General features: G+C 42.3%; 21 protein-coding genes. 17 read left to right on the top strand and 4 right to left on the bottom strand.

Going from position 1 to position 22345, the window contains the following annotated elements; translation table 11 throughout:
* Positions 1-75: 75 nt before the first annotated feature.
* The 14 genes from AC1D7X_RS23885 to AC1D7X_RS23820 all read left to right on the top strand — a co-directional run bounded on the left by AC1D7X_RS23885 (position 76) and on the right by AC1D7X_RS23820 (position 13644).
* A complete protein-coding gene (locus AC1D7X_RS23885; RefSeq protein ID WP_495458023.1) occupies positions 76-2160 on the top strand; it encodes a BglG family transcription antiterminator in 2085 nt (694 codons plus the stop codon).
* Positions 2157-2594: a PTS mannitol transporter subunit IIA gene (locus tag AC1D7X_RS23880; RefSeq protein ID WP_495476247.1), complete on the top strand. Its 438-nt coding sequence runs from the start codon at positions 2157-2159 to the stop codon at positions 2592-2594. Before AC1D7X_RS23885 ends, AC1D7X_RS23880 begins: the two co-directional genes overlap by 4 nt.
* Positions 2591-3745 (top strand): mannitol-1-phosphate 5-dehydrogenase, encoded by a 1155-nt coding sequence (locus tag AC1D7X_RS23875; RefSeq protein WP_495476246.1) that lies wholly within the window; start codon positions 2591-2593, stop codon positions 3743-3745. Before AC1D7X_RS23880 ends, AC1D7X_RS23875 begins: the two co-directional genes overlap by 4 nt.
* A 25-nt stretch (positions 3746-3770) precedes the next feature.
* A complete protein-coding gene (ptsP, locus tag AC1D7X_RS23870) occupies positions 3771-5489 on the top strand; it encodes a phosphoenolpyruvate--protein phosphotransferase (protein ID WP_495476245.1) in 1719 nt (572 codons plus the stop codon).
* On the top strand, positions 5489-5752 hold the full coding sequence (locus tag AC1D7X_RS23865; RefSeq protein WP_495458027.1) for an HPr family phosphocarrier protein: 264 nt from the start codon (positions 5489-5491) through the stop codon (positions 5750-5752). The genes ptsP and AC1D7X_RS23865 overlap by 1 nt, the downstream gene beginning before the upstream one ends.
* 144 nt (positions 5753-5896) lie before the next feature.
* Positions 5897-6571 (top strand): response regulator transcription factor, encoded by a 675-nt coding sequence (locus AC1D7X_RS23860; RefSeq protein WP_495458028.1) that lies wholly within the window; start codon positions 5897-5899, stop codon positions 6569-6571.
* Positions 6559-6711, top strand: a complete 153-nt coding sequence (locus AC1D7X_RS23855) for a hypothetical protein (RefSeq protein WP_495476244.1) — start codon at positions 6559-6561, stop codon at positions 6709-6711. Before AC1D7X_RS23860 ends, AC1D7X_RS23855 begins: the two co-directional genes overlap by 13 nt.
* Positions 6712-6894: 183 nt before the next feature.
* Positions 6895-7320: a MerR family transcriptional regulator gene (locus AC1D7X_RS23850; protein WP_495458030.1), complete on the top strand. Its 426-nt coding sequence runs from the start codon at positions 6895-6897 to the stop codon at positions 7318-7320.
* Between the two features lie 9 nt (positions 7321-7329).
* On the top strand, positions 7330-8748 hold the full coding sequence (locus AC1D7X_RS23845; RefSeq protein WP_495476243.1) for a DHA2 family efflux MFS transporter permease subunit: 1419 nt from the start codon (positions 7330-7332) through the stop codon (positions 8746-8748).
* Between the two features lie 192 nt (positions 8749-8940).
* Entirely contained in the window at positions 8941-9615 is a 675-nt protein-coding gene (locus tag AC1D7X_RS23840) for a response regulator transcription factor (RefSeq protein WP_495458028.1), read from the top strand.
* Complete coding sequence (locus AC1D7X_RS23835; protein WP_495476242.1) at positions 9603-10793, top strand: HAMP domain-containing sensor histidine kinase; 1191 nt, start codon at positions 9603-9605, stop codon at positions 10791-10793. The genes AC1D7X_RS23840 and AC1D7X_RS23835 overlap by 13 nt, the downstream gene beginning before the upstream one ends.
* Positions 10794-10860: 67 nt before the next feature.
* Entirely contained in the window at positions 10861-11763 is a 903-nt protein-coding gene (locus AC1D7X_RS23830) for an ABC transporter ATP-binding protein (protein ID WP_495458033.1), read from the top strand.
* Complete coding sequence (locus AC1D7X_RS23825) at positions 11763-13037, top strand: ABC transporter permease (protein ID WP_495476241.1); 1275 nt, start codon at positions 11763-11765, stop codon at positions 13035-13037. Before AC1D7X_RS23830 ends, AC1D7X_RS23825 begins: the two co-directional genes overlap by 1 nt.
* Positions 12997-13644 (top strand): hypothetical protein, encoded by a 648-nt coding sequence (locus AC1D7X_RS23820; protein ID WP_495458035.1) that lies wholly within the window; start codon positions 12997-12999, stop codon positions 13642-13644. The genes AC1D7X_RS23825 and AC1D7X_RS23820 overlap by 41 nt, the downstream gene beginning before the upstream one ends.
* Before the next feature lie 50 nt (positions 13645-13694).
* Here AC1D7X_RS23820 and AC1D7X_RS23815 read toward each other — a convergent pair whose 3' ends face one another.
* Positions 13695-14732, bottom strand: a complete 1038-nt coding sequence (locus AC1D7X_RS23815) for a HAMP domain-containing sensor histidine kinase (RefSeq protein WP_495458036.1) — start codon at positions 14730-14732, stop codon at positions 13695-13697.
* Positions 14729-15403, bottom strand: a complete 675-nt coding sequence (locus tag AC1D7X_RS23810) for a response regulator transcription factor (RefSeq protein ID WP_495458037.1) — start codon at positions 15401-15403, stop codon at positions 14729-14731. The genes AC1D7X_RS23815 and AC1D7X_RS23810 overlap by 4 nt, the downstream gene beginning before the upstream one ends.
* 252 nt (positions 15404-15655) lie before the next feature.
* On the opposite strand from AC1D7X_RS23810, the gene AC1D7X_RS23805 reads away from it, so the two are divergent.
* The gene (locus tag AC1D7X_RS23805; protein ID WP_495476240.1) at positions 15656-18046 is read left to right on the top strand and encodes an ABC transporter ATP-binding protein/permease; all 2391 of its coding nucleotides are present in this window, start codon (positions 15656-15658) and stop codon (positions 18044-18046) included.
* Between the two features lie 171 nt (positions 18047-18217).
* Here AC1D7X_RS23805 and AC1D7X_RS23800 read toward each other — a convergent pair whose 3' ends face one another.
* Positions 18218-18547 carry a type II toxin-antitoxin system PemK/MazF family toxin gene (locus AC1D7X_RS23800; RefSeq protein WP_495458039.1) on the bottom strand — a complete coding sequence of 110 codons (330 nt, stop codon included), beginning with the start codon at positions 18545-18547 and terminating at the stop codon, positions 18218-18220.
* Positions 18544-18819, bottom strand: coding sequence for an AbrB/MazE/SpoVT family DNA-binding domain-containing protein (locus AC1D7X_RS23795; protein ID WP_495458040.1), 276 nt, complete (start codon positions 18817-18819; stop codon positions 18544-18546). The genes AC1D7X_RS23800 and AC1D7X_RS23795 overlap by 4 nt, the downstream gene beginning before the upstream one ends.
* 240 nt (positions 18820-19059) lie before the next feature.
* Between AC1D7X_RS23795 and AC1D7X_RS23790 the strand changes: the two genes are divergently transcribed.
* On the top strand, positions 19060-20763 hold the full coding sequence (locus AC1D7X_RS23790) for a sensor histidine kinase (protein ID WP_495458063.1): 1704 nt from the start codon (positions 19060-19062) through the stop codon (positions 20761-20763).
* Positions 20756-22186 carry a response regulator gene (locus tag AC1D7X_RS23785; protein WP_495458041.1) on the top strand — a complete coding sequence of 477 codons (1431 nt, stop codon included), beginning with the start codon at positions 20756-20758 and terminating at the stop codon, positions 22184-22186. Before AC1D7X_RS23790 ends, AC1D7X_RS23785 begins: the two co-directional genes overlap by 8 nt.
* Positions 22187-22345: the final 159 nt, after the last annotated feature.

Genomic DNA, 22345 nt, shown 5'->3' with positions numbered 1-22345 from the left:
TAGAGGCTGTTGTTGATACTAGCGATTTCATAGGTGACGGTCGATCCAATCTGTTGTGTTAGGAGAGTTACGCTAATGAGTGTGTCCAGTAGAACTCGTAACATATTGGAGCTATTGCTTCGGAGTGAGCGTGATCTTACAGCATCAGAAATCGCCACAGAAATCCATGTCAGTTCACGGACGGTTCATCGTGAATTAGCAGCAGTAGCGGATGTGTTACGTGAGCAAGGGATTGAGCTACTTAGGAAGTCTGGTACTGGTATCCGTGTACAGGGTGATAAGGCGAGCTTGGAGAATCTGCATCGGTTGGTCTCTACATCTAATGATATCGAATTCTCATTAGACGAGAGGCAATCTTATATCCTGTGTCTTCTTCTCCGAAATGATGAACCTGTCAAGTTGTTCACCCTTGCACATGAGTTGAAAGTAACCGTAGCGACCATTACGAACGATCTGGATGAGCTTACCGAATGGGTTCAGAAGTTCGATGTGGAACTTGTTCGCAAAAGGGGTTATGGCGTTGAATTATCTGGTAAGGAAGAGCGATTGCGGGAAGTCATTCGACAGCTAGTTAAGCTTAGGATTGACGATGCGGAGCTGATTGCGACCCGTGACGAACGTTCACTTCATCCACTTGACCGGGAGCTGTTCTTGCTTATAGGCAAATCGGAAATGGCGAATATCGAGAATATTTTGTGGAATTGGGAGGCGCATTGGGCGGATCGGATGAGTGAGAATAGCTATACTGATTTACTCATTCGGTTATCCATAGCAATACAGCGTATCCGAGCCGACAGAAGGGTGACTGAACTAATCGCGATAGATCAGACAGTCAATCTTGTATTGCAGGACGTATTGGGAGCACAACGCTTGACTGAAGAGTTGTCTGATGAGTTAGGTCTTCCTATTTGTCCAGCAGAGATAGCTTATATCCTAAGTCTTCTAGAACATGCACGTCAAGAAGATAGTGTTCCATTCCTAGGTGAAGATATAGTACTTGCTCAAATGGTGAGTGAGGTCATCCAACAGGTACAACATGCGATGGGAGTCGACTACAGTGGGGATCTTTCTCTTCGGGATGGCTTATTTCATCATATGAAAGTGAGCTTACAGAGAATCTACGATGGATTGAGTATCCGTAATCCTCTTCTAGACCAGATTCAGAAAGATTATATGGAGCTTTATGGGGTTGTCCGTAAGGCTGTCGATTGTGTATCCCCTAAGCTACATGTGCCTGATGAGGAAATTGGATTTCTTGTTATGCATTTCGGTGCATCGCAGGAACGGATCAAGCAATTACGGAGAGAAGTACGTGCCATTCTGGTATGTACCAGCGGAATCGGATCTTCGAAACATCTACAGATTCGGCTTCAAAAAGAGCTTCCACAGATCGCCATTGTTGATCGGGTTTCTTGGTATGAGGCATCCCGTATTTCGGAGGATACGTATGATCTGATTATCTCTACCGTCGATTTACCTCTAGATCCGTTGCAGTATATCAAGATAAGTCCATTACTTACATTAGCAGAAGTAGAGCAGCTAAGATCATTTATCAAGGTGACGACGCTGGGGAGACAACGCGAGGAGACCATGATTGAGGGGATTACGCCTACGCAGTTCGGATTCGAACAGTTATTGAGTCTGAAGACAACACTGGATGAGATCGTGCTCTTGGTCAAGCGATTTAAGGTCGTTGAGATTCGAGAGCATCAGGTCTACGATCTGACCACTCTATTTGATGAAGCATGCCTAGTTGAGGAAAAAGAGGGCGTACTTATATCTTCATCCTTAGTTGTAGAACGACTAATAGAACGGGAGCGAAGTAGTAGTCAAATGATAACTGGCACCTCTCTTGCTCTGTTCCATACTCGAAGTTCTCACATCCTACGACCCTCGTTGTCGCTTTATCGTCTGGTTCAGCCACTTCCGATGAAGACGACACCACCTAGCCAGTTAAGTCAGTTCTTATTCATGCTTGCCCCTCAGACATTGTCGCGTGAAAGTCTCGAAGTGCTTAGTGAAATCAGTGCCATGTTACTGGAGAGTAGCGTGATTGAATTACTTGAGACAGGTGACGAAATAGCGATTAGAAGCTACTTGACGGTCAGACTGAGAACATTCCTCAGTACTAAAATAGAGAAACGAGTGAGGTTGAAATGAATATTCTCTCCATAGATAAAGTGAAATTGAATGTCACTGCAAAAGATAAATATGAAGTGATTCGTCTAGCGGGTGAATTATTAGTTAACGCAGGACATGTTGAACCAAGTTATATCGATAGCATGATCGAACGAGAAGATTCACTGTCCACGTATATGGGTGGAGGTTTAGCCATTCCACACGGCACAAATACATCTAAAAGGTTCATTAAATCCACGGGATTATCCATCGTACAGCTGCCAGAAGGAGTGGATTTCGGAGAAGGCCATATCGCTAATCTGATCATCGGTATTGCAGCAGTAGGGAATGATCATATAGAAATTCTGACGAATGTAGGTGTTATTTGTTCGGATGATGATAATCTGGAGCGGATTCTGAAAGCATCCACACCAGAAGATCTAATCGAAATCTTTAATATGAATTTAGAAGAATGAAGGCTGTACATTTCGGCGCAGGTAACATCGGACGTGGGTTTATAGGATTGCTGCTTTCACAATCTGGCTACGAAGTGATATTCTCCGATGTTAATAAGACGCTAGTCTGTGACTTGCAAGAGCGTGGCGAATATACGGTGACGCTGGCAGATGACACGAAGGAACAACTGCTAGTCAAAGGTATAACAGCTATTGATGGAACGGACTTGGAGAAAGTTGCTTCGATTGTTGCAGAAGCAGATATAGTCACAACAGCTGTTGGTGTTAACATACTGAAGCATATCGCGGTTGGTATTGCGCGTGGAATTGAACAACGGATTGCGAATGGAGCAGGGAATCTGCATATTATTGCTTGTGAGAATACCATCGGTGGCAGCACCCAGCTGAAAGAGCATGTCTATGGACATTTAGATGAGGCTATCAAGGGGAAAGTCTCCGCAGTTGTAGCCTTTCCGGATGCAGCTGTAGACCGGATCGTACCCATCCAACATAACGTGGATCCCCTTGCGGTCACGGTGGAGTCGTTCTATGAGTGGGTAGTTGATGCTTCTGCTATGTTGGAGGGTTACCAACCGGTGAAAGGCATTCATTATGTCGATAATCTTAGTCCATTTATTGAACGAAAGTTATTTACGGTTAATACGGGTCACTGTACCGCTGCTTACCTCGGTAACCTCAAAGGGTATGATACGATCCAACAGGCCATGGCAGATGAGTCTATTGTGGATGAGGTGAAAGCTACGTTACAGGAGACAGGAACTGTTCTTGTATCTCGACATCATTTCAACCAGGAGGAGCATGACAAATATATCGATACCATTATTGGACGTTTTGCCAATCCCTACCTTACCGATGAAGTCATCCGTGTAGGTCGATCTCCGATACGCAAGTTATCTCCGAATGATCGGCTCGTCAAGCTAGCCCTGCTTGCACATGAGTTGGGTATCGAACCGAAACGGCTGGCTAAGGTGATGGCAGCAGCGCTCTGCTTCGATCATGCAGAAGATCCTGAATCCGTTGAGCTTCAACAAGCAATTATGGACACAGGCATCGGGCCAACGATAACGAAGTACACATCCATTCCGGAAGATCATCCTGTATTTTTCCTTGTAGTGGATAGGTATGAACGAATTCTCGCCACACATGCTTAGGAAAGGCTAGAGAGAGGAGAAGTCAATGACTCACATAATGACAGGTGTTGCAGCATCTCCCGGAATTGCGATTGCTAAGGCATTTCGATTAGCTAGTACAGAGCATATTCCACAGAAGCAGACCATTACGGATACGTTAGCGGAAGTAGAACGATTCCGACAAGCGGTTGAGAGAGCGAAGGGCGAAATTGAGGGGATTCGACAATTGACAGTACAAAGGTTGGGAGAGCGGAAAGCGGAAATATTTGAAGCTCACCTGTTGCTACTGGAAGACCCTGATCTGGTTGAAGTTACAGAGGATAGAATCATCGACGAGAAGATGAACGCCGAATATACGTTGTATGAAGTTACTGTAGGCGTTATGGAAATGCTCCGGGAGATGGATAATGAGCTACTTCGTGAGCGTGCGATTGATGTTAGGGACGTATCTGGACGGGTGATGAGTCAACTCATAGGCAAGCCATATGCTACATTGTCAGGTATTTCTGAGGAGACGGTCATTATTGCTGAAGACTTAACACCATCGGATACGGCACAATTAGATCTGACCTATGTGCTTGGATTCATTACGGAAGTGGGGAGCCGCACATCGCACTCTGCCATTATGGCGAGATCGCTGGAGGTGCCAGCTGTAGTAGGTGCAGACTCAGCGACAGTACTTATCCCCCATGGGGCTATTCTTATTCTGGACGCGACGGAAGGCAAAGTTATCGTGAATCCCTCTGAGCCAGAGTTGATGGAATACCGTGAGAAGAAAGAACGTTATGAAGAACGTAGAGCGCAGTTGAGGCTTCTGTCTAAGCAACCATCGGTTACCTCTGACGGAGTACATCTCGAACTTGCGGCGAATATCGGTAGTGTTGAAGATGTAGCAAAGGTATTAGAAGTCGGAGCTGATGGCATAGGGTTATTCCGTACGGAATTTCTTTATATGGGACGGAGTTCGCTACCAACAGAGGAGGAACAATATCAAGTATATAAACATGTACTAGAGCGATTGGAAGATAAGCGTGTCGTTATCCGGACGTTAGACATTGGAGGAGACAAAGATCTTCCTTATCTGACGTTGCCTAAGGAGAGCAATCCCTTTTTGGGTCTTCGCGCTCTACGATTATGTTTCGATCGACAGGATGTGTTTCGCACCCAATTGCGTGCACTGTTGAGAGCCAGTACGTCAGGTAAACTAAATATTATGTTCCCCATGATAGCGTTACTTAGCGAATGGCATAAGGCGAAGAGCATGCTGGAAGAAGAGCGTACGAAGCTACAGTATGAAGGGATCGCGGTGTCTGATTCTATCGAAGTCGGTATGATGATCGAGATTCCAGCCGCAGCGCTGAATGCCGATCATTTTGCGAAGGAAGTTGATTTTTTCAGCATTGGAACCAACGACCTCATTCAATATACGATGGCAGCAGATCGGATGAACACATCGGTAGCCTACTTGTATCAGCCTTATCATCCTTCTATCTTGAGGCTTGTTCATATGGTTATTAAAGCGGCTAAGCGAGAGGGGAAATGGTCCGGCATGTGTGGAGAAATGGCTGGAGATCCCATTGCGATCCCGTTACTGGTCGGTATGGGTCTGAACGAATTTAGTATGAGTGCTGGCGCTGTATTACCTGCTCGAGAGTTAATTACGCATTTGTCCAAGGAAAAATGGACTTCATTGGTAGAAGAAGTTCTTCTTATGGGAACACAGGAAGAAGTTGGACATTTCGTAGAACAAAGGAGTTTTTTATAATGCTATCTCAAGCCTATACAATTATTCATCCCTATGGGTTCCATGTTCGTCCATCGAAGGTATTTGTCCAAGCAGCAACGAAGTTCCCTTGCCAAGTTCATCTAATAAAAGGGAGTAAAAAAATGAATGGTAAAAGCTCCTTAGGGCTGATGGCTCTAGGTTTAGCAAAAGGCGACGAAGTCACGCTGGAAGTCGATGGAGAGCGCGAGGAGGAAGCACTCTTGGAACTGGGCATCTTACTGACTAGGATATACGAAGAATAGAATCTTAAATGTGAAGAGAAATATTCATGAAGGGTACTCCATCAGATACGTCATCTGTGAGAGTACCCTTTTTGCGTTAACCTGAATAGAAAGTTGATAAAAAGTTGAGATTTGTATACTATCGTCACATGTGAGGTGGTTACATTGCAGACGAAGATACTTATTGTTGATGATGAAGCAGATATTGTGAATTTGCTCCGAGATTATTTTGAGATCAATGGTTATTTGGTTCTAACCGCACAGAATGGAACGAGAGCATTAGAACAAGTAGTGAAGGAACCGGACATTATTCTACTGGACATTAATATGCCAGCAATGGACGGGCTTGAAGTCTGTAAACGAATTAGAAGTCACGTCTCATGTCCTATTCTGTTCTTAACAGCAAAGGTTGCAGATGTAGATAAGATTAACGGATTCCGAATGGGTGGCGATGATTATATCGTGAAACCTTTTTCAATAGATGAGCTTGGCGCAAGAGTGGCTGCGCATTTACGTCGTGAGACAAGAAATCAGAACAAGTCTAAGGTGAACTTTATAGGGGATTTGGTGATTGATTACGGGGAACGTACGGTGTCTTACAATAATGAGTTGATATCTTTTGCCAAAAAGGAATTTGATATCATTGAATTTCTTTCCATGAATAGCGGACAGGTATTTGATAAAGAACGTATTTATGAGTGCTTATGGGGGTTCGATAGCAAGGGAGACAGCTCGGTTGTCGCTGAACATATCCGTAGAATTCGTGCTAAGTTCGCCATGATCAACGAGTTGAATTATATTGAGACCGTCTGGGGAGTGGGATATAAATGGGTAGGATGAAGCGCATGTGGAATAACCTATCGATACAAAAGACACTCGTTATATACACGATAGGATTTATGTTGTTGGTGACGTTGTTAAGTAGTATTTCTTTTAGTGGACTATATGAATGGAAGAATACGGCTTTGCGAAGCGAGTAATTCATATATATACAATCAAGACCGTTAATTGGGGAGTGATCCTTAGTTGACGGTCTTTATATTCTAATCATTTCTAGGGTAGTCCCTTCTTTTGAAATAAACCATAAAAAACCTAATAGTTAACGTTGGCGTTAACTGTGATCAGTAATATAATTTATAAGAAGAGGGTAGAGGTGCGGTGAGTTGAACATATTAAAGATTGAAGATGTGGCGAACCAGACAGGTCTGACGAAACGGGCCATTCGCTACTACGAGGATATTGGGCTCATTCAGGCTGCAGAGAGAACGTCGGGCGGCATACGCATATATTCGAATGAAGATGTGGAGAGAATCAAGAAGATACTGCTCATAAAGGAAGCGCTGGGGTTTTCACTTGCGGAGCTACAGCAGTTTCTTGAATATCGTACGACACTTGATCAGCAGCGAAGCGAATACCGGTCATCTGCTGATCGGGAAGAAAGAAGAGTCAAGCTTGAGAATATGTTATCAAGCATGCGAAAAGAAAAAACGATGATCGATGAAAAGATCAAGCGGATGGAGGATTTTAAAGAGGAGCTGAACAGCATGGAGAAACGTGTGCTGGACGGGTTAGAGAAACTAAAGGAGTAGGAGCACAGTATGGAGACATCACGAGTACAAAGATCAACCTTCTGGACGATCCTAATTGCTGTATTTTTTGGTAACTTTATGGCGTCGCTCAGTACAACAACCATTAATGTGGCTTTACCTGTGTTTATGAAGGATTTTGATGCTAGTCTAAATACGGTGCAGTGGATGTTGTCCGGATTTATGATGGCTACCGGTATTATTGCGCCGATTATAGGTTTTATGGGGGATAGATGGAGCTATAAACGTTTGTACTTGTTTGCTTTAGCTGGCTTTACTATTTTCTCTGCACTATGTTCATTTGCTTGGAGCATTGAATCGCTTATCGCCTTTCGAATCTTGCAGGGGCTGTTCAGCGGGATTATAATGCCTACCACGATGACGATTATTTATCAGACGATTTCGAAGGAGAAGCAGGCGGTTGCCATCAGCTACTGGAGTATATCGGCCATGCTGGCTCCAGCGCTTGGTCCAACCATTGGTGGATGGTTAACCGAGTTATTTGGTTGGAAGTCCTTGTTCTTAATGAACATTCCAATTGGACTTATAGCGGTTATTGTCGCGCTGCGTTACATTCCGAGTTATAAGCTGAGCCGCAGCAGCACGCTTGATTGGATCGGTTTTGGAGCAGTACTGATTGGAACTAGTTCACTGCTCGTTGCCTTTAGCGAAGCTCATAGTTGGGGCTGGACAGGCTGGAAAACACTCGGACTTGCGGCTTTTGGACTGATTATGCTTGCCTATTTCGTGATGAGAACACTGCGTATAAGCAATCCGCTTCTGAATCTGCGCGTATTTATGATACCTCGGTTCACCTATGGGCTAATTATTAACTGTGCTGTTACCATATCTCTATATGCTGCTACGTTATTGGTGCCGATCTATATGCAAAATATTCAGGGCGCATCTAGCTTTACAACAGGGTTGGTTATGTTTCCAGGTGCGCTGGTCATGGTGTTGGTTTCTCTAGCTGTAGGCAGGCTTTACAATAAAGTGGGCCCTGCGCGGCTTATATTTACAGGGTTAATTCTGATGGTAGTGGCCACTTGGGCACTTACCCATGTTGGCTTAACATCGAGTATATTATTCGTTACAGTCTGGCTTGTCGTTCGATATGCAGGGATAGGATTCTGCAACATGCCGGTAACCAATGCAGCAATGTCAGCAGTACCTAGAGAAAATTCGGGTCATGCATCGGCTGTAATGAACTGGATTAGACAGGGAACCGCCGCATTATCGATCAGTTTGTTCAGTTCGATTCTGTCATCTCAGACTTTAGCACATCTGGAAGCAGACGAGGTGACGCCAAATGTTGCGCTTTCGCTCAGTATTCAAGATGTGTTCGTGATTGGAACGATTATTATCATTGTGACGATGCCACTGACGTTGTTGCTCCGTAAGCGCAAAACTAAGGAGCTAGAGGCAGTTTAGTAAGTTAATAGCATCAATCATGTGCTAAGTTATAATGAACAAGAGCTGTCCGGAGAGGTCTATGACCCTTCCGGACAGCTTTATTTTTCGTCGTGCGTAAGGGATTTATAGATTTACATCATTATCTCCAATAAATGAAAGTTGATAAAAAGTTGAGATTTGTATACTATCGTCACATGTGAGGTGGTTACATTGCAGACGAAGATACTTATTGTTGATGATGAAGCAGATATTGTGAATTTGCTCCGAGATTATTTTGAGATCAATGGTTATTTGGTTCTAACCGCACAGAATGGAACGAGAGCATTAGAACAAGTAGTGAAGGAACCGGACATTATTCTACTGGACATTAATATGCCAGCAATGGACGGGCTTGAAGTCTGTAAACGAATTAGAAGTCACGTCTCATGTCCTATTCTGTTCTTAACAGCAAAGGTTGCAGATGTAGATAAGATTAACGGATTCCGAATGGGTGGCGATGATTATATCGTGAAACCTTTTTCAATAGATGAGCTTGGCGCAAGAGTGGCTGCGCATTTACGTCGTGAGACAAGAAATCAGAACAAGTCTAAGGTGAACTTTATAGGGGATTTGGTGATTGATTACGGGGAACGTACGGTGTCTTACAATAATGAGTTGATATCTTTTGCCAAAAAGGAATTTGATATCATTGAATTTCTTTCCATGAATAGCGGACAGGTATTTGATAAAGAACGTATTTATGAGTGCTTATGGGGGTTCGATAGCAAGGGAGACAGCTCGGTTGTCGCTGAACATATCCGTAGAATTCGTGCTAAGTTCGCCATGATCAACGAGTTGAATTATATTGAGACCGTCTGGGGAGTGGGATATAAATGGGTAGGATGAAGCGCATGTGGAATAACCTATCGATTCAAAAGACACTCGTTATATACACGATAGGATTTATGTTGTTGGCGACGTTGTTAAGTAGTATTTCTCTTAACGGATTAGATGAATGGAAGAGCACGATCAATGGGAAATATGACTCAACTGAATTTAGTGACTTTTCGGATGCTAAAGGAAGAACGGTAAGGCTCTCAATGGGGAGAGAATTAGATGAAGAATTGATTACTCCCCAAGATAAAATACTACTGAAAAGCATAGATGTATCTTTTACCTTGACGATTCCCTTATTCTTCGGTGGCTGCATCATTCTTGCGGCTTTTTTGTTCTATCGATATAAACTGAAGAAGCCGATTGAACTTATCAATCTGTCCGCGGCCAAAATAGCGAATAATGACTTGGATTTCTCACTAAGAGTTGAGTCCAAGGACGAAATGGGGCGCTTGTGTACTTCACTTGAAATGATGCGGAGTTCACTCGAGAATAATTCTCGTGACATGTGGCGTATGATGGAGGAACGAAGAAGGTTAAATGCTGTATTTAGCCATGATCTAAGAACGCCGCTTACGGTCCTACGAGGATACTCCGATTTTCTTAGCCGTTATGTGCCCGAGAATAAGGTGAGTACGGAGAAGCTACTGTCAACAGTATCCGCCATATCAAAGCATACAGAACGGATTGAAAGTTATGTGGAGACGATGACGGATGTACAGAAATTAGAGGATATTTCGATATCTGCTACCCAAGCAAGTACTCTTGATCTATGCGAGCAGATCACATCCATTGCTCATATGTTGGGCGAACAATCCACGATTCGTGTGGAGGTTGTGAACCGAATGGACGTTGATCGTATCGGCGTGGACACTAGGATGATACTACGAGTGGTAGATAATCTGTTATCCAATGCTCTTCGATATGCCAAGGAGCGCATAGAGATCACTTTACGAATTGTGGGATATGACCTAATCGTTGAGGTATCTGATGACGGTAATGGATTCTCACCAGAGGATCTACAGCAAGGATCGCAGGCATTCTACAGAAATGATACAGATGACAGTATTCACTTCGGGTTGGGACTCTATATATGTAAGTCATTGTGTGAGAAACACGGCGGAGATTTACAGATTTCTAATGGTGAACAAGGAGGAGCAAAGGTAATCGCAAGGTTTAACCTGAATTAGTTGATAAAAAATTGAAAAGTGGACTTTATACTTTCCTTGAGAGCCAAATGAGGAGGGTATTTTTTTTATGAATAACATGCAAATAGAGATTAAGAATCTGAATAAGTATTATGGAAATAAACATGCGCTGAACAATATTAACCTAACGATGGGTCAGGGAATGTTCGGGCTTCTTGGACGGAATGGTGCAGGGAAAACGACGTTGATGAAGACGCTCGCGACCTTGCTGAATAAAAAGAATGGAGATATCACCATATGTGGCGTTCCGATTGAGAATGCCAAAGAAATCCGCCGTATTACAGGGTATCTGCCACAGGAATTCTCGATGTATCCCCATATGGGGGTGTATGAGGCCATGGATTATTTGGGAGTATTATCGGGACTTAGCCTCCGAACACGGAAAGAGAGAATTCCGGAGCTTCTTGAGAAGGTGAATTTAGGTGATCATTATCGAACAAAGGTCAAGGCATTATCAGGTGGAATGAAGAGAAGACTAGGGATTGCTCAAGCTATATTACATGACCCGAAGGTACTGATCGTGGACGAACCAACCGCAGGATTGGATCCAGAGGAGCGGATACGGTTTCGTAATCTGTTGTGTGAGCTTGCTGAGGAACGAATTGTTATCTTATCCACGCATATTGTTGGTGATATTGAAGCGACCTGTGAAAGAATAGCCGTTCTTGACAATGGACAATTGTTATATAAAGGAACCGTCAGACAACTTACTCAAACGGCCGAAGGCAAGGTCTATAGTGCTGAAATAGCTAGAGCGGAGCTAGTTGCATTGAAGGAGAAATATATCGTGACAGGGATGTTAACGATGGGTGAACGTGTTAATGTTCGGTTGATTGCGAATGAACAGCCGACGCCTAACGCAACCTTGTGCGAACCCAATATCGAGGATGCTTATATGCTTCACATGTTTGAAAATGGTGTTGCAACGCACCAACTAGGAGGGATCTCCTAATGTTCTTGAAGGAATGCCGAAAAACGGTCAAAAGTGTCACCTTTGTGATCTATGTTGTTATTCTAGTGTTATTTGCTTACACGCAAATGGGGACAAGCTTTGAGCTAATCGAACCCCCACAGAAGGGGCTCGATAGTTATGGTGTGAAGCATGATGAACATCAAGAGATCATCATCCCAAATGCGGTTGATTCTTTGTATGGTGAATATATGGCCAATTCATTTACAGCATATCCCGTAGGATTCTATAAAGTTGTGAAGTTAAGTGACCAAGAGCAAGGTGAAATGGCTACTATTCTATCCGAATTAACTGGACTGTCGTCAGATGAATTGATGGCAGCTACTGGCATGGATGACTTAGGAATAACAATTAACGAGAACAATACGGTCATAAACGAAAAAGGTGAGATGACCATTGTAGTCCCGGAAAAGGGGGAAGACGTGTCACTTTCGGACGTTTCCATTGAGCCAAAGCTGACCTACGAACGTTTCCATGAGCTGATGAAGCAAGCAGACAGTCTCATTGGGGGCGGTTCAAAATACAGTGATATGTATTTGACTCAATTCGGTGCAGTACCAATGACATACGACGATGCATTGGCAGATTATAACGAAGTCGTTGGAAAAGATAAAATAACGGGGGCTTTAGCACGTTTATTCTGTGATTACTTAGGTATCTTTCTCTCGATATTTCCCGTTTTTATAGCCGTCGCTTTAGGTTTGAAAGATCGTCGAGCAAAAATGCAGGATTTAATGTATACGAGACGAGTATCTTCCTTTAGATTGATGTTTACTCGTTATTGTGCCATGGTAGCGGTCATGTTCTTGCCTGTCCTTCTGCTAGCATTGTGTGCAACCGTTAGTACGGCAAATCAATATACGGGAGTTGATATAGATCTCTTTGCCTTTATCAAATACTCACTCGGATGGCTTCTGCCTTCCCTTATGGTATCAACAGCAGTCGGTGTTTGCTTGACTGTGTTAACAGATACTCCAATAGCTATAGCAGTTCAGGGGTTGTGGTGGTTCATTGGGCTTAACATGGGAATGCAACATATGGAGGGTGGTTACGGGATGGATCTTGCCGTACGACACAATAAGATCGGAAATACAGGGACTTACTTGGACAATTTTAATACGCTGGTGATCAATCGGTTCAGTTATGTACTTATGGCCATGGTTCTAATGATCGTATCCGTGGGCATCTATGAACTGAAAAGAAGGGGGAAACTCGATGTTCTCGGTCGTATTAAGAAAATATTCATTCATCGCTAAGTCGAATCTAAAACATAACTTTCTTATTCATATCATAGTGGCATTACTACTTCTATGTCTAACACCCTTGATCTTCGGAATAAGCAATCTGGACGCAGCAGCATCAGCGGGTCCTCTTGAGATGTTTGTTTCATTGATTGGAATCATGCTATTAACTCCTGTCTTTATGCCAGAACAACATAAGGATTTACGCGATCTTGTTGAGACGAAATACACCTCGCAGACGGGGATTTATTTCGTTCGAACGTTCACTGCAGTGGTCGCCATGTTGGTCATGATTCTCTGTTTTGTTGTCTTTATGAATGTTAATGGTAGCACATTTCCTTTATTCAAATACCTGATAGGTACCTTTTCCAGTGCTTTGTTCCTTGGTGCTGTGGGAATGTTCTTCTCTGGAATTAGTGATAATATAGCCGTCGGATACATGATTCCACTCTTCTATTATGTTTTTAATATATCGGCAGGAAGTAAGTACGTAGGGAATCTATATCTCTTCTCGATGTCTTCCAAGGACAGCTTCGAGGAGAAATATTGGCTTATGGGTACTGCTATATTACTTATCATAATCACGTTGTTCATCAAAAAGATGACTAGAAAGGCAAGATAACATTTACTTGGAACCAAAGCCCATCCATTACAAGATGGGCTTGAATTCCATCAATCTACAGGCAACTTTACCGTGAAGGTAGAACCTACTCCAAGTTCACTTTTAACCTCAATCGTACCGCCGCATAAGTTGATAATACGATAGACTAGGGGGAGCCCGAGTCCGTTCCCTTCAGCGTTGCGGGCATGATCTCCTTGATAGAACTTCTCAAATATATGTTTCCGAACACTCTTCGTCATACCAATACCTGTGTCGGTGATGATCACAGCTATACAGTGATCCGTAGTAGTAAGACTAACTGATATTTCTCCGCCTTCTGGCGTGAATTTAATCGCGTTTCCGAGCAGATTCAACCACACTTGCATCATAAGTTCTTCGTTTCCGTGATACATACACTTCTGGAGCTCAATGTTCAGTGTCAGTTGTTGTGGTGTCCATATCGATTCTAGTAGTAGTAAGGCTTGGCGGACTTGTTCATCTAATCGATACTCTCCTTTATTCGTGATCATTTCTTGGTTTTCAAGCTTGGATATTTTGAGGATATTACCAGACAAGGTTGACAACTGCCGAGCACTATTCACAATCATTCCGGTATATTCGTCATGTTCTTCCTTCGTAATGGTCTTATCTTGCAACAGCGTGGCATAACCTTCAATGGCTGCGATCGGCGTCTTGAATTCGTGTGACACGTTGACAACGAAGTCATTGCGAAGTGTCTCTATACTTTGTAGTTCTTGGACCATGATATTGAAATGATGTGCGACTTCACTAATTTCACGAACACGATGGGATTCATTCAGATCAATGTTAAAGTTTCCTTTTGCTATTTCTTTAGCTGCGTTACTGAAATCTGTAATAGGGGACAAGATTTTCTTTCCTACATACATAGTGATGATGTAACCCGTCACGAGGCTAAAAAACATCATGAATAGAATGGGTACAAAATGAGTATTACCATGAATAAATAAATTCCCGTAGCGGACATAGACAAATGCTAAGATGGCCATCAGGAAAGTGGATACTAGCATGCTAAAGAAGATTAAGGATACGAAAGACCACCATAGACTTCGATTATTTTTTTTGATCATGTCCATTTCACCGCTTTATATCCTAGACCTCTGACCGTAATGATCTCGAAATCGGGACATGCCTTAAAACGTTCCCGCAAGCGGTTGATATGCACAACCACGGTGTGTTCGTCCGATTCTGTATCCATCCCCCATATTTCATCCATTAACTGTTGTTTGGTGAAGATCTTATTCGGATAAGATAGTAATTTATATAACAGATAGAATTCTTTCTGCGGAAGAATAATCTGCTCTTCATGTTGAACGACCGTTAGTGAATCATATTCGAGTAGGCTATCGCCGCATATAATCTTGCGATCACTGATAATCTGGGCACGACGAAGGAGTGCGCTGACACGCAGAACCATCTCGTTCACATCAATGGGTTTAACCATGTAATCATCAATTCCAATGAGGAAACCTCGCTGCTTATCCGTGAAGCTTTCTTTGGCCGTTACCATTAAGATCGGAAGGTTATAGTTCGCTTCTCTAATGGTTCTAGTAAGGTCATAGCCATCCATACGAGGCATCATAATATCACAGATCATTAGATCCACGTATTCTTTATCTAATATAGCTAGTGCAACCTCTCCGTCTTCCGCAGCTTGTGCGCGGTAACCATTTCTGGTTAGAACAGTGCAGAATAGTTGGCGCAATGTAGGATCATCCTCGACTACAAGGATATTAAACATATCGTTACCTCCAGAAGCTCTGATATAGTAAGTTTCTATAAAATATAAGAATGCATAAGTTTCACTTGATAATTTTTTCCTTAAGTATAACCCATAAATATAAAGTGAATATCAACCAGATTAATTGCGTCATTTCAATGACGTTTAGATTCAGTTTAGGTTTAGTTTACAAATCGTTGATATACTTAGGGAAGTTAGTACATTAGATAAACTAATAAAGAGAGCCTACGTATTGGAAGGGGAGAGGTACCGATGTTGCAATTGAAAGATATCACCAAGAGTTATAAGACTGGGGATTTCACGCAGGTAGCACTGAACAAAGTAAGCCTTAATTTTAGAGAAAGTGAATTTGTAGCTATTCTTGGACAGAGCGGGTCTGGTAAGACTACGTTACTAAATGTGGTTGGTGGACTGGATCAGTATGACAGTGGAGAGCTAATCATTAACGGACAATCCACCAAACATTTTCAAGATAGCGATTGGGATGCATACCGTAATAATAGTGTTGGCTTTATATTTCAAAGTTATAATCTGATTTCGCACTTAAGTATCGTGGATAACGTAGAGATGGGGATGACACTGAGTGGTGTATCTTCATCTGAGAAGAATAAGAAGGCCATGGAAGTGCTAGAGAAGGTTGGATTGAAAGACCATGTACACAAGAAACCGAACCAGTTGTCTGGGGGACAGATGCAACGTGTGGCCATCGCTCGCGCGCTAGCCAATAATCCAGATATTATTCTCGCAGATGAACCGACAGGTGCCTTGGATTCAGAGACTAGTGAACAGATCATGGATTTAATCAAGACGATTGCGGAAGATAAGCTAGTTATTATGGTTACTCATAACCCTGAATTGGCGGAACAATACGCGGATCGCGTTATCAAGTTCTCTGACGGTAATGCGGTATCGGATAGCAATCCACTAGCTAATCAAAAGACAACGTCCAAATATACGCTTAAGAAAACAAGCATGAGCTTCTTCACGGCATTGAAATTGTCGGGCAAGAATATTGCGACGAAGAAGTGGAGAACGGGATTGACTGCTTTTGCATCCAGTATTGGGATTATCGGTATTGCGTTAATTCTATCCTTGTCTAATGGGTTTGATAAGCAGATCAGTTCTTATGAAGCAGGTGCAATGTCGAATTTCCCGATCACGATAAGCCAAAATGCGATGAGCGTTGATATGTCTGACCATGCAGCTATGAGTGGCACGAATCTTCCGACTTATCCGACAGAGAAGACATTAATTCCATATGATCCAACGGAGAATTCAATCATTCATAAGAATGTACTGACAACGGAATATTTAGCTTATCTGGAGAAGATCGATCCTAAGTTAATCGATGGCATTTCCTATACACGAACCGTGAATATGAATATGTTAACGTCCAACGGAGACAAGGCAACGACTGTCAATAAGGGGAATATTAGCTTTTCACCTTATCCTAGCAAACAAGGGGACGAATCTGGAAGTTACTTAGAACAGTACTATGATGTGCTCGAGGGAAGTTTCCCAACGAAGATGACGGATATCGTATTGATCGTGGATGAGTACAACCGGTTGAACAATGCGGCACTTGATGCGCTCGGTATTAACTACGATGTAGATAGTATCAATCTAACCGATCTCATTGGACATGAATTGAAGCTCATAAAGAATAATGATTATTACGTAAAAAAAGACCAGCAGTTCGTAGTGAATGGAACAGCATCGAATTTAATGGATATGTATCATAGTGACGAAGCTATAACCTTAAATATTGTCGGGGTTATTCGTGGCCAGGAAGAATCCAAAATGTCTACATTACCTGCTGGAATCGCATACTCTGATGAACTTGCAACCATGTTCATTGAAGATGCTAAGAATTCAGAGATTGTAAAAGCCCAACAGACAGCAGACTATAACGTGTTAACAGGGCAAGTCCTGTCTGAAGGTATAGCTGGAAGTGGTATGGCAGGGATGAGTCAAGCGGGGATGCCAACGATGGATCCAAGTATGGCTGCTGCTATGGCATCAGTAACTCCAACGATGTCCACCAAGGATGATATTCTTGCCTCTCTAGGAGCAACCGAGATTCCAACATCGGTGTCTCTATATCCAATAGATTTCAGTTCGAAAGAATCGATTACTGCTTACTTAGATAAGTGGAATACGGACTTGGCAACGGAAGATAAAGTGTTATACACGGACTTGGCCGCTATTGTGACAAGTATTTCGGGAAGCATCATGGATGGGATTACGATGGTCCTCATTGCATTTGCTGCAATCTCTCTTGTGGTATCACTTATTATGATTGCAATAATCACTTATATTTCAGTCATGGAAAGAACGAAGGAGATTGGTGTTCTTCGTGCCTTGGGCGCAAGAAAGAAGGATATTACGCGAGTATTTAATGCAGAGACCTTTATTATTGGTACTTGTTCAGGAGTTCTTGGTATTGGGATCACGTATTTGTTGACAATTCCGGTCAATGCAATCCTGTATAATATGACGGAACTTTCGAATGTTGCACAGCTTAATCCGCTACATGCTCTAACACTTGGCATTATTAGTGTAGTACTTACGATGATTGGTGGGTTCATTCCTGCTAAGATGGCATCGAAGAAGGACCCTGTGTCCGCTCTTCGCAGCGAGTAATTTAAATAGACACAACAAAGACCGTTAATGGGGATTACTCCTTATTAGCGGTCTTTTTAACATATAAGAATTTATAAGTATTTCTCTTATAAATAGACTTATATTTCAACGCTAAACGTTTCTTCGCCGCTAAAGGACGGTGATGCCGTTTATGCTTGAATATCTATTCATTTAGTCCAAAAAAGTATGGATTTTGTCTAGAACTTCTCGGGTAACAGAGCTCGCAGCTTGGCCGACAATTTCACAACGCCTTGCTTTCCAATCAAGCGTTTTTATCTGATCGCTTAGTATCACACCCGTAATAGTATCCTCTTCCGTCAATTTCACTTCGAAAGGATATCCCTTTATATGATTCGTGATGGGGCAGAAGGCAGCAAATCCAGTAGCTTGATTGAATGCCTTCGGAGATAATACGATAGCAGGTCTTCGCCCTGCCTGTTCGTATCCTGCTTGTGGGTCAAAGCATAGATAAACCAAATCACCGCGTTCTGGAATACTCAAAGAGATTCATTCCCTTCAGATTTTCCGAAATCTATTTCGTTATGTCGATTCGTTGGAGTAATCTGAGATAGTAATTCTTCTAATGTCGGTTTTTGTTTCACAGGCATTAGGCTTAGCCCACCCTTATCATCGAAATCTAACTGCACTTCAGTACCTTCACCAATACCTAATTTCGAGGTGAATTGCACAGGAATTCGTAGAGCGAGACTATTCCCCCACTTCTGAACTTTAACAGACATGGCGCTCATCCTTTGTTCATTTGATTCCTCCATTATAGCATTACCTCCTTATCGGGTAGATACATAGTATATACATGAAAGGGAGATATATTCCCTTATATGACGCCTAAAACAACTAATGCAAGATGATCTAGTCTATGGTAACCTTTTACTAATTCTAATTTAAAGTATATTAGTAATCTCTATGATGAGTTATTTTCAGAGTAACATAGAAGAGGGAGTGTTATCATAACGGGATCTAAAAGTAGGTTGAAACGATATCTCTATGATTATCTGACGTTAAAGAAAAGGATCATTATCATTTTCCTGATTAGTTCATTGATTCCTTTTATTACGATCATTCTAATATCTTACTTTACGATCTACTCTATTCTCACCAATAAAATTCAAACCGGAATTCAGAATAATCTAAGACAAGTGAAGCTTTCTTTAGAGAATTCCATCAACAATCTAAATCATGTATCACAACAGTTTGCAATTGGAGGAATCGTTGGGAACAAGCTCGATAAGTTACAGTCCACTAGCGAGCCTTATGATCGATCGCAGTTGATTAGTGAACTGAAGGAAGAATTGGGCCTGATCACCTTTACGAACCCGAGCATAGGACTTACGCTATATTATTTTCAAAATGATGACAGGTATGAACTTGAGAATTCAGGTGTGAAGGATCATTTTTCTCCGAAAGACCTACCCCTACTAGCAGAATATAGTAAAATTTCTTATTATGGACCGCATGTTAGTAACAATCGCTTCGACAATCAGTATGTATTATCTGCACTGAGAAAAGTAGACTTATCAAGTCTTGAGGATGTTTATATTTATATTGAAACGGGGTTCAAGTTAACCCAGAACATTCTGCATAACGATGCGATTGGTGGTGCCACATCTCATATATTTTTAGATAACCATGGGAGAATTGCCTATAGCGATGCTACGGATGCTTTCCAGATGGGTACGTTCTTTCCACATTTCGATAAAGAGCAATTGTCAGGTACACAGAGTGGGTATTATTGGTTCAGAGAGGTAAGTAATCAAGGTTGGAGCATCATATCCCTCACCCCGAAGTCGGACTATAACAAAGAAATGAATCGATGGTTTATCCAGATCGCTTTGTTCTCCCTACTATTCCTTGGAATGGCTCTATTCCTGGCTTGGTTACTGTGGACAATGATATATCGACCTCTAAAAGGATTTAATAAAGAAATACAACTTATGGCGCAGAATAATGTTCAGGCCACAGTTGTGCAGACGAGAATACCGGAGTTTGATCTGCTATTGCATCAATTTCAACATATGAAGAACCAGATCTGGGACCTATTTGCTGAAGTCGAGACCAAAGAAAAGCGCAGAGCCGATCTTGAAGTGGAGAAGTTGTTATACCAGATCAATCCACATTTCCTAATGAATACGCTCGACACGGTGCATTGGCTAGCTGTCATGAATGGCCAAGATGAGATTGACCGTCTGGTCTCCTCATTAAACAAATTGTTACATTACAACCTAGGCAAATTAGGTCAATCCTCAACGATTCACGAAGAGATTGAAGCAGTCAAACAATACCTGATTCTACAGCAGGTTCGCTATGATTTTCAATTCGACGTACATATTCATGTGGATCAAGAAGTATTGGATATTCCTATTCCACGATTTATTCTGCAACCGCTTGTGGAGAATTCTCTCTATCACGGGTTAGATGATGATGGTTATATTGAAGTAGATGTTCGGCTAACCGATTACATTGACATCTCCATTCGGGATAACGGTTCGGGGATGTCTCAAGAGAAGATTCAGCATTTACTTCACACCACAGAGACGGAGAATCGCAAGGTCGGTATGGGAATTGGGATGAACTATGTGAAGCGTATGATTGAGGTCTATTATGGCGGACAGGCTGAACTAAGGGTAACTAGTGTCATCGGTACAGGAACAACCATTCACCTAAGCTTACCTATTGGAGGTGCAGTCCATCATGATTAGAGTGATCGTCGTTGATGATGATAAGCTGGTTCGCAAGGGATTGATATCGGCCATGCCATGGCAGAACTTCGGGATGCAAGTTATTGGAGAAGCGAGTAATGGGGAGAAGGCACTAGCGTTCCTCGCTGAGAATGAAGTTGAGTTAATGCTTACAGATCTGTCCATGCCTGTCATGTCAGGTATTGATCTAATGAGAGTGGTTCGGAAAGAGTATCCCCATGTGCATATTGTTGTACTGACACTTCACCAGGATTTCGAATATATACAGGAAGCTATGAGGCTTGGAGCTATCGATTATATTGCGAAGGTTCAGTTAGAGAAGGAGAAATTCGAAGAGGTTCTTGAGAGAATTCATAATCGAATGATGGAACAAGATCTGCTGAGCAGTAAGGGGAAACACGATATTCCTGATCACGAGGTTTTCACCATGAACGAAGGGTATGTGTTGCTCTCGACAAATCCTATATCTAGTAGTAACAGGGTAAGAACATGGATATCCTGCCATCATGGCCGCGTAGCGGAAGTGGGTTTTAATCTATTTTTTTGTCTACCTCCAAGTCATCCGGAAAGTGACATTTGGCTTGAGAGTCTATTGAAAGAGTTAGATACCTATTCGGATTGGGTGATGATGAGGCTGAGTGGAATTCAGAATGTAAGGAAGGAAGAAGTCTTTGCGTGGATTCGAGAATATAAGGAGAAGGATTTCTTCTACGATTACAATCCAAGGATGAGAATCTTGGACAGATCCATGGACGCTGTAGAATGTGCAGAACAAGAGCGTACACAAGAAATCTTGACGTTACTAAAGACCAATTGGCATGCTATGGAATGGATTTATCAGGATACTTTATATCAGACAAATATACAGGAACTGAAACTTCAACGGATGTCTCAAGCCAAGTTAATTGGGTTCATGTATGTACTTGTGGATCGTTGGAACCATCTCTTTGTCAAAATCATCCCTGTGTCTCTGCAGCTCCAAGATTCTTTCGATTCCTGGCAACAAGTTGAACGCTGGATTGATCAGACACGTCATCATATTCGCCATGCCTTGGATAAGGTTGAATTCTCACCAGAGGTCATGAAGTGTATTATGAAGGCGGTTGATCTAGTCCACGAAGAGCTTGACCAACAGATAACAGCTACAGAGATAGCTAAAAGGGTCAATATGAGTCGCAGTTATTTCAGTCAATGCTTCAAAGAGATCGCTGGCGATAACTTCAATGTTTATCTACGACAAGTAAGAATGGATAAAGCGAAGCATTACCTTCATTACACGAATAGAACCATTACGTGGATCGCCAATAACGTTGGATATGAGGATGATAAATATTTCAGTCGTTCCTTTCGTGAGCACACAGGGATACTTCCTAGTGAGTACCGTGTGAAGGTGCAAGAAGGTAGACATATGTCTACAGATTAGGTAGGGGAATGTTGGGATATGAAATAGGGAGAAGCGACGGCTGAGGACATTCAAGGTCATCTCTCTATCTATAAATGTAACCGCTTTCTATCTAATGGGAGTTGAATTCTATGTTACCTTAGGGGTGTAAGAAATATATGGATGAAAGAAGGGGCGAAT

The organism is Paenibacillus sp. Y568, assembly GCF_059445545.1.
Note: the sequence above shows the minus strand (reverse complement) of the source record. Positions and strands in the feature narration are given on the sequence as shown.